The organism is Streptosporangium minutum, assembly GCF_002149035.1.
In the GTDB taxonomy this organism is placed as follows: Bacteria; Actinomycetota; Actinomycetes; order Streptosporangiales; family Streptosporangiaceae; genus Streptosporangium; species Streptosporangium minutum.
The window spans coordinates 41,419-54,893 of record NZ_NGFP01000022.1 but is presented as its reverse complement, the minus strand read 5'-3'; the positions used below and the strand labels follow the sequence as shown (position 1 = coordinate 54,893).

The 13,475-nt window shown below is 73.0% G+C and carries 14 protein-coding genes; all 14 read right to left on the bottom strand.

Annotated elements, in window-relative coordinates; genetic code table 11:
* A partial coding sequence (locus tag CA984_RS07585) for an LLM class flavin-dependent oxidoreductase (protein WP_086569688.1) occupies positions 1-917 on the bottom strand: 917 nt, incomplete at its 3' end.
* Positions 914-1,558: an isochorismatase family protein gene (locus CA984_RS07580; RefSeq protein WP_086569686.1), complete on the bottom strand. Its 645-nt coding sequence runs from the start codon at positions 1,556-1,558 to the stop codon at positions 914-916. The genes CA984_RS07580 and CA984_RS07585, both read right to left, overlap by 4 nt.
* 52 nt (positions 1,559-1,610) lie before the next feature.
* Complete coding sequence (locus CA984_RS07575; RefSeq protein ID WP_086569684.1) at positions 1,611-2,807, bottom strand: CaiB/BaiF CoA transferase family protein; 1,197 nt, start codon at positions 2,805-2,807, stop codon at positions 1,611-1,613.
* Positions 2,804-3,427 carry a GntR family transcriptional regulator gene (locus CA984_RS07570; RefSeq protein ID WP_086569681.1) on the bottom strand — a complete coding sequence of 208 codons (624 nt, stop codon included), beginning with the start codon at positions 3,425-3,427 and terminating at the stop codon, positions 2,804-2,806. Before CA984_RS07570 ends, CA984_RS07575 begins: the two co-directional genes overlap by 4 nt.
* A 140-nt stretch (positions 3,428-3,567) precedes the next feature.
* Positions 3,568-4,872, bottom strand: coding sequence for a DUF4437 domain-containing protein (locus CA984_RS07565; protein ID WP_086569679.1), 1,305 nt, complete (start codon positions 4,870-4,872; stop codon positions 3,568-3,570).
* A gap of 12 nt (positions 4,873-4,884) precedes the next feature.
* Positions 4,885-6,366 (bottom strand): class I adenylate-forming enzyme family protein, encoded by a 1,482-nt coding sequence (locus tag CA984_RS07560; protein WP_086569677.1) that lies wholly within the window; start codon positions 6,364-6,366, stop codon positions 4,885-4,887.
* 68 nt (positions 6,367-6,434) lie between these two features.
* Entirely contained in the window at positions 6,435-7,373 is a 939-nt protein-coding gene (locus CA984_RS07555) for a hydroxymethylglutaryl-CoA lyase (protein WP_086569675.1), read from the bottom strand.
* Positions 7,374-7,454: 81 nt separating this feature from the next.
* Positions 7,455-8,417 (bottom strand): alpha/beta hydrolase family protein, encoded by a 963-nt coding sequence (locus tag CA984_RS07550; protein WP_086569673.1) that lies wholly within the window; start codon positions 8,415-8,417, stop codon positions 7,455-7,457.
* Between the two features lie 45 nt (positions 8,418-8,462).
* On the bottom strand, positions 8,463-9,206 hold the full coding sequence (locus CA984_RS07545) for a maleate cis-trans isomerase family protein (protein ID WP_086569671.1): 744 nt from the start codon (positions 9,204-9,206) through the stop codon (positions 8,463-8,465).
* Positions 9,203-9,829, bottom strand: a complete 627-nt coding sequence (locus CA984_RS07540; protein WP_086569668.1) for a hypothetical protein — start codon at positions 9,827-9,829, stop codon at positions 9,203-9,205. The genes CA984_RS07545 and CA984_RS07540 overlap by 4 nt, the downstream gene beginning before the upstream one ends.
* Positions 9,826-10,590: an SDR family oxidoreductase gene (locus CA984_RS07535; RefSeq protein ID WP_086569666.1), complete on the bottom strand. Its 765-nt coding sequence runs from the start codon at positions 10,588-10,590 to the stop codon at positions 9,826-9,828. Before CA984_RS07535 ends, CA984_RS07540 begins: the two co-directional genes overlap by 4 nt.
* A complete protein-coding gene (locus tag CA984_RS07530; protein ID WP_086569664.1) occupies positions 10,581-11,501 on the bottom strand; it encodes a hypothetical protein in 921 nt (306 codons plus the stop codon). Before CA984_RS07530 ends, CA984_RS07535 begins: the two co-directional genes overlap by 10 nt.
* A gap of 50 nt (positions 11,502-11,551) precedes the next feature.
* Complete coding sequence (locus CA984_RS07525) at positions 11,552-12,268, bottom strand: hypothetical protein (protein WP_086569662.1); 717 nt, start codon at positions 12,266-12,268, stop codon at positions 11,552-11,554.
* The gene (locus tag CA984_RS07520; RefSeq protein ID WP_086569660.1) at positions 12,243-13,382 is read right to left on the bottom strand and encodes an aromatic ring-hydroxylating dioxygenase subunit alpha; all 1,140 of its coding nucleotides are present in this window, start codon (positions 13,380-13,382) and stop codon (positions 12,243-12,245) included. The genes CA984_RS07525 and CA984_RS07520 overlap by 26 nt, the downstream gene beginning before the upstream one ends.
* Positions 13,383-13,475 lie beyond the last annotated feature (93 nt).

Sequence of the window (13,475 nt, the reverse complement as noted above, 5' to 3'; positions counted from 1 at the left end):
AGTTTGACCGTGTCGGCGAGTCCCTCGTAGGCGCGGAGCCGCTCGCGAACCTGCCGCGCCGTGCCCGACAGGGTCAGGGCGCCGACCATGTGGTCGGGTACGGCCCCGGCCAGGTCGCCGGCGCCCGAGCCGCTCCGGAACGCCTCGACCACCCGGGCCTGTTCCCCGGCCAGGCCGTGGAAGTCGAAGAGGCCGGAGTAGGCGCGCACGGAGGCGTAGAAGCCGACCCCTCCGGCGGCTCTGCGGCGGGCGGCCCTCGGGTCCTCGTCGATGGAGCAGCAGGCGGAGACCACGACGTCGAGGTCGGAGCGCGCGCGCCCGGCCAGGCCCTCGCCGATCCGGGGCAGCAGCCGGTCGCGCAGGTAGGCCGGCGAGCACAGCTCGTGCGAGATCCAGCCGTCGCCGATCCCGGCCGCCAGGCGGGTCATCGCGGGCCCGACGGCCGCCAGGTAGACGGGGACGCGGTCGCGGGCGGCGGGGAAGGGCCGCCGGTAGCCCCTGATCCGCAGTCCCGGTGCGTCGATCGGCTCCCCCGTGCCGCAGCGTGCGACGAATTCCCTGATCGCGGCGACGGTCTCGCGGAGCCGGGCCACGGGCCTGTCCCAGCGCACGCCGTGCCAGTCCTCGTTGAGGCGGCGGACGCCGCAGCCCAGGCCCAGGACGAACCGGCCGCCCGACAGCTCGTCCAGGTCCAGCGCCTCCAGCGCGAGGGTCATCGGGCTGCGGGTGAAGGCCAGGGCGACGGCCGTGCCGACCTGGGCGCGGGTGGTGGCGCGGGCGAGCGCGGCGGCGCTCACCGTCGCGCTGCGGTGCAACTCGGGCACCCACACCGCCTCGGCGCCCGCGTCCTCGGCGGCCTTGGCGGCGGCGGCCAGCTCGTCGAGCGTCTCGCCCCAGGGGCCGTAGGTGATCCTCATGCGGCCGGCGGTCCGTTCCCGGCCCGCGGGAGGCCCCCGCCGAGCCGTTCCGTCACGGCCGCCTCGTCCCACACCTCGCCGTACTTGGCCTGGATGTCGAACAGGCCGGCCTCGTGCGGCCGGAGGTCGCGGTCGCCGACCGCCTGCCGTACCACGACCGGCACGAAGCCGTGCTGCACCGCGTCGACGGCGCTGGCGCGCACGCAGCCGCTGGTGGACACGCCCGTGATGACGAGGGTGTCGGCCCGCAGCGCGTTGAGCGTCGAGGCGAGCGTGGTGCCGAAGAAGGCGCTGGCGTACTGCTTGACGATCACCACCTCGTCGGGGCCGGGAGCCACCTCGGGCATCAGCCGGCCGAGCGGCCCGTCGCCGACGAGGTGACGCAGCGGGGCGACCTTGCGGAAGAACAGCCCGCCGTCCACGCCGCCCGGGCCGAACGCGACCCGCGTGTGGATCACCGGGACGCCCGCCGTACGGGCGGCGGCCAGAACCCGGGCGGCCGACTCCAGGCAGTCGCGGGAGCCCAGGAACAGCTCGCCGCCGGGCTCGAAGTAGGCGCGCATCAGGTCGATGAGGATCAGCGCGGGACGCTCCCCGAACGGCAGGGAGCGTCCGAACACCTCGTCGTGGTCCCTGATCATGCGCGGGCGGGGGAGCGGGGGACGGGCGGACGGCGCATGGAGGCTCCTCGTCTCAGATGATTCCCGCGGCCGACAGGGCGGCGATCTCCTCGGCGGTCAGGCCGAGCAGCCCCCGGTAGACGTCGTCGTTGTGCTGGCCGAGCGCGGGTCCCGCCGTGCGGACGCCGCCGGGGGTGGCCGAGAGCTTGGGGACGACGTTCTGCATGGCCAGCTCGCCGAAGTCGGGGTGCGGCACGCGGACGATGGCCTCGCGGGCGGCGAAGTGCGGGTCCTCGAACATGTCCTTGGCCGTGTAGACGCGCCCGGCGGGAACGCCGCCCTCGTGCAGCGCCTTGAGCAGGTCCTCGGCGGGGATCGACGCGGTCCAGGCGGCGATGATCTCGTCGAGTTCGGCCGCGTTCCCGCCGCGCGCGCCGTGGGTGGCGTATCGCTCGTCGGCGGCCAGCTCCGGCCTGCCCATCACGGCCGCCAGGCGGGAGAAGACGCTGTCCTGGTTGGCGGCGACGAGGATGGAGTCGCCGTCCCCGGTCGGGTAGACGTTGCTGGGCGAGACGTTGGGCAGCACGGGGCCGGTGCGCTCGCGCTGGTAGGCGGCCTGCTGCCATTCGGGCAGCATCGACTCCATCATCGCCAGCACCGCCTCGTAGATGGCCGAGTCGACGACCTGGCCCCGTCCGCTGCGCTCCCGCTCGTGCAGCGCCACCAGCGTGCCGACGCAGGCGTGGGTGGCCGCCAGCGAGTCGCCCAGCGATATCCCGGTGCGCGACGGCGGCCGGTCGGGGTCGCCGGTGACGTGCCTGATGCCGCCCATGGCCTCGCCGATCGAGCCGTATCCGGCGCGGGGGGCGTAGGGGCCGGTCTGGCCGAAGCCGGTGACGCGGGTGACGACCAGCCGGGGGTTGAGCTCGTGCAGCCGCTCGGGCGACATACCCCAGCGCTCCAGCGTGCCGGGCCGGAAGTTCTCCAGCAGCACGTCGGCCCGCTCGACGAGCCGCCGGACCAGGTCCTGGCCCTCCCGGGTGCGCAGGTCGCAGGTGACCGACTTCTTGTTGCGGGCGACGACCGGCCACCACAGTGACTGCCCGTACGGCTTCTCCCTGCCCCACTGCCGCATCGGGTCGCCCCTGCCGGGGTCCTCCACCTTGATCACCTCGGCGCCGAAGTCGCCCAGCAACTGGCCGCAGAACGGCCCGGCGAGCAGCTGGCCGAGCTCGACGACGCGGATGTCGCCGAGGGGAAGTCCTCTCATCGCCTCTCCCTCGGGCCGAGCAGCGAGGCGCGCGCGGAGAACAGGTGGGCGCGCATCACCGCCTCGGCCCAGTCCGGATCGCCCGCCCGCACGGCCGCCGCGATCTCGATGTGGTGGTCGACGCTGCGCCGCATGGCCTCCTCGTCGAAGGCGCTGTAGGTGCGCAGCAGCACGGGCGAGTGGACCAGCGAGCTGATCGACTGGGCCAGTACGGCGCTGCCGCCGAGCCGTACCAGCGCCTGGTGGAACTCGGCGTTGAGCCGGTAGACCGCGTCGAGGTCGTGGCGGCGGGCGTGCTCTCCGAGGGTCACCGCCACCTCGTGCAGGCGTTCGGCGTCCTGCTCGGTCGCGGTGGCCGCGGCCCGCCGGGCGGCCAGGCCCTCGATCCCGGCCCGCAGCTCGAAGATCGTCTCCAGATCGGCGCGGGGGTACTCCATGACCTTTGCGCCCCTGTTGGCGGTGATCTCGACGAGCCCCTCGGCCTGGAGCTGTCGCAGCGCGTCGCGGACCGGGGTGCGGCTGACGCCGAGCGTCTCGGCCAGCTCGACCTCGCCCAACCGGTCGCCTGACGCGTATCGGCCGGCGAGGATCAGGCCGCGAAGGGCATCGACTGTCGACATGTATACATCCTTATGAGTTTCTTCACCTAATCATGGGAGATAGGCGAGATATTGGCAATGATCTGCATACAATTCCATGATCTGTGACGTCCGGGGCCGATGGCCGCGGGACGGGGCGGGCCCGGGGGCGAACGGACGGGTCACATGCCGTCGGCGTCCCACCGGCCCCGGGAGCGGCTGCGGACCGGCAGGCTGGAGAGGATGGGGGCGGGGACGGGATCGCCCTGTCTCCAGGCGCGGCCGTGGCCCCGGTTGTGGGCGCCGGCGTCGGTGCGCTCGCCGGGGTGTTCGAGCGATCGGGGGTCGGCTCCCCAGTCGGCGGCCAGGCCGTGCGGGTCGTGACCGCCGTCCGCGTGACCGTGGTCCGCGTGACCGTGGTCGTGACCGCCGTCCGCATGACCGTGACCGTGACCGTGGTCGTGGTGAGGGCCGTCCGCGTGGTCGTGGTCGCCGTGGCCGCCCTGGAGGCGGGCCGCGTCGAGGGCCTTGGCGATGGCGAGCAGGCTCCTGTCGGCGCCGTGACCGTGCGGGACGTGGTCGGCGTCGGCCGCGCCCTGGGAGCGGGCGTACTCCAGGGACGCCCGCAGGTCCGCCAGGTCGCGCTCGCCACGCCGGTTCGAGCCCCTGCCCAGGTCGTGAGCGGACTGGGACCAGCGCATGCGGCCGCCGTCGGTCCCTCCGTAGTTGACGGCCTCGCCGCCCCAGCGCACCCACGCGTTCTGGGTGTACCAGTTGTGCAGTTCGCCGTCGGAGCGCAGCAGCCAGGTCGCACCGCCCTCCATCGTGGTGAAGTGGCCGTGCTTGACGCGGGCGGGCCTGAAGAAGTAGGTGCCCAGGTCCAGGGTGCCGAAGTTGTACTCCATGTGCCCCTGGACGGTGTAGGCCTCCTCGTAGCAGGGGTGATGGGCCAGGCGGTGGTCGGACCAGCCGCCCTGGGCGTGGACGAGCCGGGTGTAGAAACCCGTGACCGGGTCGACGCGCAGGTATTTGATGAACAGTCCGGGCATGGGGCCGGGGTTGGGCACGGCGTCCCAGCGCATGGCCTCGGTGTCGATGACGACGACGTCGTCGCGGGCGCCGGGCCTGCGGCCGGCGTGGAGGTCGAAGCCGGCGTCGCCGTACTCGCGGTAGTGCAGGATCCGCGTGCCCTCGGCGAAGGTGATCGCCTCGGCGGGCACGCCCCGGGGCGCGTGGACGTAGCCGCCCCTGCCGAGACGGCGCCCGCCGTACGTCATCGAGCCCTGGAGCACGTAGTACTCGGTGTCGGCGTGGTGGACGCCGGGGCCGCGCCCCCAGTCGGTGCGGAAGTCGATCCGGAGGGACGAGGAGCCGTCCTCCTCGTCGACCGACAGCCGCCGCTCGCCGGCCCGGCCCTCGCCGCCGACCAGCTCGGCGGCGTGCCAGACGTAGTCGTCCTCGTGGATCAGTTCGACATGCGGTCGCATGAACGGCCCTCCTTAGTGCGTGTCGCGCAGCTCGCGCTTGAGGATCTTGCCTGCGGCGTTGCGGGGCAGTGCGGGGACGAACTCCACCCGCCGGGGGAGCTTGGGCCCGGCCAGCCGGGCGCGGCAGTGCGCGGCCAGGGCCTCGGCGTCGACCGACGCGCCGGGCAGGACGACCACGAACGCCGCCACCCTCTCGCCCCACCGCTCGTCGGGCAGGCCCACGACGGCGGTCTCGGCGACGCCCGGGAAGGCGGCGACGACCTCTTCGACCTCGCGAGGGGCGATGTTGACCCCACCCGAGACGATCATGTCCTTCTTGCGGTCGACGATGTAGAGGTACCCCTCCTCGTCGCGTTCGACGATGTCGCCGCTGGTGAGGAACCCGTCGGGGGTGGTGCAGGCGACGGTGGCCGCGGGGTCGTCCAGGTAGCCGTTCATCAGGTACGGCGAGCGGCTGAACAGCTCGCCCCGCCGCGCCGGGTTCCCCTCGTCGTCGACGACCCTGACCTCGGTCATGAACCAGGGATGCCCGACCGAGCCGATCCTGCGCCGGGCGTCGGCCGGGCGGCAGGTGCTGACGATCCCGGCCTCGGTCGAGCCGTACAGCTCGTGCACGCCGACGCCGGGGAACGCCTCCAGCACCCACTCCTTCAACGGCCCCGGCAGCGCGGCGGCGTTGAAGTAGAGCGTGTCGAGCGAGGACAGGTCGTGTTTCCCCAGCCCGGCCGCGCGCAGCATGTGGGCGTGCGTGGGAACGAGGAAGACCGACTGGGCCCGCTCCCGCTCGATCATCGCCAGCAGCCGCTCGGGGTCCCACGACCGCAGCATCGCGACCGTGCCGCCGGTGTGAACCGGGGCGTAGCCGAAGGCGAACCCGGCGCCGTGGTACATCGGCGCGACCGCGATCGTGCGGCGGCCCAGGCCGAGACCCCACTCCAGGGCGGAGGCGTAGAACGTGAGCGACCGCGACCGGTGGCTGATCACCACCCCTTTGGGCCTGCCCGTGGTGCCCGAGGTGTAGGCGACGCAGAACGGCTCCCGTTCATCCGTCTCGACCCGGGGGTCGGCGGACCTCGCCGTGGCCAGCGCCACCTCGTAGGACGGCCCGAGCCGGGCGCCGCCCACGGACAGGACCGTGCCGGGCAGCTCGACGCCGTCGACCGCGGGGGCCAGCGCGTCGTCCAGGACGAGGGCCCGGCTGCCGGAGTGGCCCAGCACGTAGGCGGCCTCGCCGGGGGTGAGGCGGGGGTTGAGCGGCACCATGGCCAGCCCTGCCTTGGCGATGCCGCAGGCGATCTCGGGATACTCCATCCGGTTGCCGAGCAGCAGCGCCACCCGCTCGCCCGGCCGCAGCCCGGCGGTCAGCAGGGCGTTCGCCAGCCGGTTCGAGCGGTCGTCCAGAGCCCGGTAGGTCAACGTGCGGTCGCCGTCGACCACAGCGGGCGCCCCGGGGGAGGCTGCGGCGAATCCGCGGATCCCGTCCGCGATGTGCATCGGCCCTCCTGTTGCGGGTGAGGAAATGCCGTTCCGGTGATGTGAGGCGCGTCGCGCGCGGGCCGCCGTCAGCCGGGGGGCCGTCCGGGTGCCGTCCGCGCGGTGGTGGTGGCCGGGGGGAAGTCGCCCGCCCTGCCGAGCAGGGCGGGCAGCGGGGCGCCGAGCCGTTCGCCGATGTACGCGGCCGCGGACATCAGCAGGTCGAGGTCGACGCCGGTGTCCACACCCGAGCGGCGCAGCGCGTAGCAGAGGTCCTCGGTGGCGATGTTGCCGGTCGCGGCGGGGGCGAACGGGCAGCCGCCGATCCCGCCACCGCTGGCGTCGAGCGCGGTGGCGCCCGTCTCGACGGCGGCCAGCGCGTTGGCGTAGCCGGTGTTGCGGGTGTTGTGGAAGTGGAAGCGCAGCGGCAGGCCGGTGACCTCGCGGACGGCTCCGGTCAGGCGCCGCACGTCGGCGGGGACGCCCGCGCCGATCGTGTCGGCGAGGGCGATCTCGTCGGCCCCCGAGTCCGCGCACCGCCGCACCATCTCGGCGACGTGGCCGGGGGGCACCTCGCCCTCGAAGGGGCAGCCGAAACTCGCCCCGACGGTCGCGGTGACGCGCAGTCCGGCCGCGCGGGCGCGCCCGGCGACGGCGCCGAACGAGTCCAGTGCCTCGGCGATCGTCATGCCCTGGTTGCGCAGGGAGAAGGTCTCCGTGGCCACGACCGTGACGTTGACCTCGTCCACTCCCGCGTGGAGGGCGCGGTCCAGGCCGCGCGCGTTGACGATCAGGCCGATGTAGCTGAGCCCGTCGCGGCGTGGAACGCGGGCCATCACCTGCTCGGCGTCGGCCATCTGGGGGACCAGACGGGGGTGGACGAAGCTGACCGCCTCGATGCGGGTGAGGCCGGCGGCCGCCAACGCCTCGATGTAGGCCACCTTGGCGTCGGTGCCGATCAGAACGGACTCGTTCTGCAGCCCGTCCCTCGGCCCCACCTCGACGATGTGCGCATTCGGAGAAGACATGCATCAGAAGTATCAGAAATGTATGCAATAAGCCCACGAGTCCCGAGAATTGTCAGGGATTGCGTCGATGAATGTATACAACTAACGCTGGGAGATCACGGTGACGTCGTCGTCGGAGGCGTCGCCGAAACCGTAGACGTAGGCCGCGGCCAGCGGGTCGCCGAGGGAGGCGCGCAGGAACAGCGCGCTCCATCTGGCGGCCGCGTCGACGCTCCTCTCCTGCGGCAGGGTCTGCGGCGAAGGGTCGGGCAGTGCCCCGGGCGGGGTCTGGGTGTCGGTGAGACCGAAGTGGTTGGCTCCGGTCAGCGTGACGAACGCCTTGGGAGGCGAGCCGAGGCCGTCGTAGGTCGCCCGTGCCGTGGCGGGCGGGTTGATCCCGTCCAGACCTCCCTGGACGAGGGCGACGGGCACCCCGGTGTTGTCGATCGGCACGGTCCCGCCGCCGGGCGCCGCGGTGCCGGCCCCGTGGAACACCGCGGCCCGCAGGGACGCGGGGCGCCGGTAGACGGGGCCGGAGCAGAACGGGACCGTGCAGGTGTTGCCGACGGCGAAGAGCCCGGCGGCCGCGCCGAAGGAGTGGCCGAGCAGCACCAGCCGGCCGGCGTCCAGCCGCCCGGCGACCGGTGAGCCCTCGCGGGAGTTCTCCGCCTCGGCCCATGCCGCGGCGGTGTTGATCTGGAGCTGTTCGGGGAACAGGCCGGAGACCGGGCCGACGGCGCGCCGGTGGTCGGGGACGGCCACCGCGAAGCCGAAACCGGCGACGGTCCGGGCGAACCTGTCGTAGCTCGCCCCGGGGACGTTGGCGCCCTGCAGCAGCAGGGCGACCGGAACGGCCTGGCGGCCCGCCGGGTAGTAGACGGCGGCCGGGTCGTCGCCGATCCGGGTCTCGTACCGGCTGACCCAGCCGGGCGACGTCGGGGCCGTCGCGGGCGCCGCGGCGTCGTCGGCGAGAGCCGCCGTGGGCGCCGTCACGGCCCCCACGGCGAGTGCCACGGCGGCCAGCACGGCACGCAGCCGGTGGGCGGGTCTGGTCGATGGGGCCATGTCTCCTCCAGGGGGTACCGATCGAGGGAAACGAACCGCTGAGAGCTACTGCTCGCGCAGGAGGCGGCCGGCGCCGTACACCTTGTCCTGAATGCCGTTGTCGCGCAGCGCCATCCACCAGGTGGCGGCGTTGATGGCGATGACCGGCTTGCCGAGCCGGCGTTCCGCCTCGTCGGCCAGGCCGACCATGGACAGGTTCGTCCCGCACTGCACGATCGCGTCCACGCCCGCCAGATCGACCTCGGCCAGCGCCTCCCGGAGCGTGGCCTCGGTGACATGCGCGATCGAGACGGCCGTCGGGCACCTCAGACCTTTGATCGCGACGACGTCGAAGCCGATCTCGGAGAAGAACCGCACCACGTTCTCGTCGCCCACCGGCTGGTAGGGGGTCACCACGCCGATCCTGCGCGCGCCGTACAGGTTCAGGGCCCGCTCGCACGCCTCCGCGCCGGTGGCCACCCGCAGCCCGGTGAGGTCGTGGATCTGCTCGACGAACCGCCGGTTGCCCTCGACGCCGCCCCAGAAGGTCTCGGCGGACATGCCCATGACCATGTAGTCCGGCTCGCAGGTCAGCACCCGCTCGCAGGCGGCGCCGATCTCCTCGCGGATCTGGTCGAGCAGCCGTCGCATGCCCTCGTTCCCGGCCATGTCCTGGTCGCGGATGTGGATGCGGCCGAAGTGCGCGGTCACACCGGGGACGGTCATGCGGTAGAAGTCGGGCTCCACGATCGTGTTCGTGGACGGGGCGATCACGCCGAACTTGCAGCGCCAGCCGAGCGCGTCGGTCACGGCGAGACCTCCTGCCGGGTACGGCCCAGCCGGAACGCGGCGACGGCGAACGCCCCCTGGGCGGCGGTGTTGGACAGTTGCTCGACCCACTGCAGGGCGACCGTCTGGTCGGGGCGGGCGGCGAGCGGGCTGAGGACGAAGAAGCCGAGCAGCTGGACGCCGAAGAGCGCGGCGGCGAGCGTGTTGCCGCGCCGCCGGGCGGCCAGGATCAGGTGGACGCCGCTGAGGGTCGCGAAGACCATGGTGCTGACCAGCAGCGGCAACGTGCTCCCGGCCAGTACGGCACCGCCCGCGCACAGCGCCGGCAGGCCGATGACCAGCGGCCGGATCCAGCCGGGCGCCGAGCCGTCGTGATGGGCGGTCAGGATCCACACCAGCAGTCCGAACCCGGCTGTGAGCAGCGGGAACAGCATCAGCTCCAGCCAGGGCAGGTCCGGGCCGCCGAGCGCGACGATGAGCTTCCAGACGGCCTTGGACAGCCCGCCCGCCCCGATGAGGGCCGCCGCCAGGAGCACGCCGGGCCGGTGCCGGGCGCCGGTGTACCCGCCGAGCAGGCACACGCCCGCCACGGTCAGCACCACGGGGACGAAGTCCTCGGCGGCCAGTGCCACGGGATACGTCACGGGATCACCCGGCGCTTCCCGAAGGGGGCGGCGGCGAAGCGGGCGAACACCTTGCGCCTGGTCAGCCAGCGGACGTGGGCGCCGTTGCGGGTCCGCGACAGGGCCCGTCCGGCCAGCCAGGGGGCGACGGTCCCGACATGGTCGGCCAGGATGTCGAAGATCCGGGCGGCTCGGGCCAGCTCCTCCGGCGAGTAGCCGTGGACCAGCAGGTCGGTGACCACCATGCCGGGGCTCAGCAGGCCCACGGAGACACCGTCGGGGACCTCCTTGGCCAGGGCGCGGGTGAGGTAGGTGAGCGCCCGCTTGGTCGCGCCGTAGACGGACAGCCCGGGTACGGCGCGGCCGTCGCTGCCGAGCCCCTCCATGTTCCAGACGTGGCCGTGGCCCTGCCCGGCCATCCCGGCCAGGGCGACCGCGCTGCCGTTGAGCACGCCGGTGAGGTTGACGCCGACGACCGTCGCGGCCTCGGCGGCCGGGAGCTCCCACAGCGGCTTGCGCGAGTGGGAGACCCCGGCGTTGTTGATCCAGACGTCGACCTTCCCGAAGCGGTCCACGGCGGCGTCCCAGAGCGCCTGGACCTGGGCCCGGTCGGTGACGTCGGCGACCACCCCGCACACCCGCCCGGCCTCCAGCGTGGCCAGCGCCCCGTCGACGGATTCGGGGCGGCTGCCGCAGAAGGCGACCTGGTGGCCCCGGTCGAGGAACGCCCGGACCAGGCCGAGGCCGAGGCCGCGGGTGCCGCCGGTGACGACTACGACCATCTCAGCACCCCGTGGACGACCGCGGACAGGACGTTGCCCTCGAACAGCTCGTAGGCGACCGCCATGGTCGACCCGGCGGCCGTCCCGGGCACGGCGTCGACCATGAACTCCCGGCCTTTGAGCTTCCACACGTCGCGGAAGTGCAGGCTCGGATGGTTCGCGCGGCCGTACGCCTGCGCGTTGCCCCACGCGTCCGGGCCCTCGTGGAAGGAGCGGAAGCCGTCGCGGCGCACGTCGGCGGTGTAGCGGCGGTCCAGCGCGCCGGACCAGGTCACGTGCCGGCGCGTGCGCAGCAGGTCCAGCGGTTCCAGCTCGACGGTGATCTCGACGGTGCCGCGCGGTTTCTGGTCGGCGCCGAAGACCTCGCAGGAGCCGGAGAAGGCGCCGGGGGTCTTGGTCGGCAGGATGTGCGGCACCGGCCCGTTGCCGGTCTCGGCCGCCGGCCAGTCCGCCACCTTGGCGGGGTCGCGGGTGTAGAGGCCGTTGAAGCAGCCCACCACGGCGGGTCCCTGGTAGAGGAGCGAGGAGTAGACCTGGGTCTCGCCGTCGGGCAGGACCTGGTTCCAGGTGTTGAGGTCGACCTGCCAGCCGGGGCCGTAGTAGTGGGCGTCCACGAACGAGCCGTACGGCTGGCCGGTGCCGAAGAAGTCGGGGCCGGTGTAGACCCGGTTGGCGTCGGAGTCGGCCACGCCGAACGCGAAGGGCGCGCCCAGCCGGAACCGGCCGGCCAGCGGGCCGCCGCCCTCCATGCCCCCGTCCATGTAGTAGGTCGTCACGCCGTCCTCGAAGACGGACGAGCGGCGGATGTCCTCGTAGCCCTGCCAGGTGCCGGTGGCGTCGAACAACGAGGGGCGGCCGTGCCACTCCCCGGCGATGCGCCTCTGCCACTCACTGGGCTGTGCCGTACTCATCTGAACCTCCTCAAGCGTGGAGAACCCGGACTTCCGCCGTGGGAAGGAGGTCAGGACAGGAGTTCCCCGCGGATCCGGTCGGTCTGGTCGGCGCCGAGCAGGCGGGTGACCTGGTGCCAGACCGGGTCCACGTCGGGGCTGAACAGGTTGGCGCGGTTGACGGCGTCACGGGCGGCCAGGTCGGTGTCGTCCGCGGCGGGGACGCCCCCGCCGAGGAGGGTCAGCCAGTGGTCGAGATAGGCGTCGACGGTCGGGCCGAGTTTCTCGAAGGCGTCCTCGGTCGCCCGGCAGACCAGCATCCAGGGGGACATCATCGCCCGCTGGCGGGGGCCGACCGCCGCGGGGGAGACGCCGTCGATCTCCCAGGCCGCCTCCAGCAGGGGGGTGAGGGGCAGGTGGACGGCGTCCAGGTAGGCCAGGTGGGTGGCCAGTTCCACGCGGGGGATCAGGTCCAGGTGCATCGCGTGGTAGTCGGCCGAGGCGACCGAGTCCAGCGTGAAGTGCGGCACCGCCGACCCCGGCCGGGTGAACGCGAAGATCATGTGACTGTCCAGCCCGATCGCGGGGACCACCAGGCTGACCGCCACCGCCTTCGCCGGTCGCGCGTCGTCCGCGCGCGCCGGCGTGGGGGGACGGAAGACGCGGAGCGCGCCGACGGGGGCGGGGGACATCGGGCTGGTCAGCTCGACGTGCGCCGAGGAGGACAGGCCGGTGGCGGCGAGCAGGCGGTCGAGGGTGCGCTCACTCAGCGCTGCGGGCAGGCTCATCGATGGTCTCTCCTCGGGATCGGTGGACCCAGGCGCGGGCGAGGTCGGGGTTGTCGCGGCGGGCGGGCGAGGGGATGACGGTGGCCTCGCGGCGTGGCACGTCACCGGTGACGATGTCGTCGCCGCCGACCCACCAGCCCCGGTCCATGAGCTGCCGGCGGCGGCGCCGGTAGGCGACCTGGAGGGCGTCGCTGCGGATGTGCAGCTCGGCCGAGAGGTCGAAGGGCAGCAGTTCGGGCCGCTGGTTCTCGACGACGGGGCGGTCCTGCTCGAAGATCTTCCCGATGCGTTTGACCGCGTTGCCGTCCGCCCACTTCCCGGTGAAGAAGTTGCGGTAGCCGACGATCTTCACCAGCGTGCGGTCCTGGCCGAGCGGGATGTTGTAGTCGTAGAGGACGAGGTCGCCGAAGGGCAGCCGCACGTGCAGCTTGACGATGTTGGGCAGGTACCAGCCGTTGGAGACCACGACGTGCTCCGCGCGGGGTCTGCGCCGGGCCAGCGCCCCCCACAGGCCCTTCGGCAGCGGGGGGCTGAGCAGGATGTCGGCCTCGGCGTGCCAGTCGTCGCCGGTGATCTCGTAGTCGGGGATCTCCGGCCTGTCCGGGTTGCCGAACGCGGTGCCGTGCACGAACGGGGTGTGCGCCGCGTCGACCACGTTCTCCAGCGTGCGCTCGTAGTTGGCGTCGACCGTGGTCTCCCAGTAGACCGCCCGGAACGCCGGGTCCTCGTGCTGGGGGATGTGCGGGATCGGCGGACGCTCCTCCTCGGGCAGGTCGCCGAGGAAGGCCCAGACCATCCCGTACCTCTCGACCACCGGATAGGCGTCGACCCGCGCCTTGAGGGGGATGCCCCGGCCCGGCGGGTTGGCCGGGATCTTCACGCACCTGCCGTCCGGCTCGTACTCCCAGCCGTGGTAGGGGCAGGCGATGGAGTCGCCGGCCAGCGTGCCCATCGACAGTGCGCCTCCCCGGTGCACGCACAGGTCGGACAGGCACGCGACCCGGCCGTCGCGCCGCCGCCAGATCACGAAGTCCTGTCCGAGGCAGGTGACCTTGCGGGGGCGGCGGTCGACCGCGTGGCCGAATTCCACCGCGTACCAGAAGTTCTTGAGCATGGTCTCCTCCTACCGGCGCCGCGGGACGGGCGGGCCGTCGGGCACGGCTCGCGCCTGCGTGTCGCCGTACAAATGAGTTCCCGGAAAGGCGAA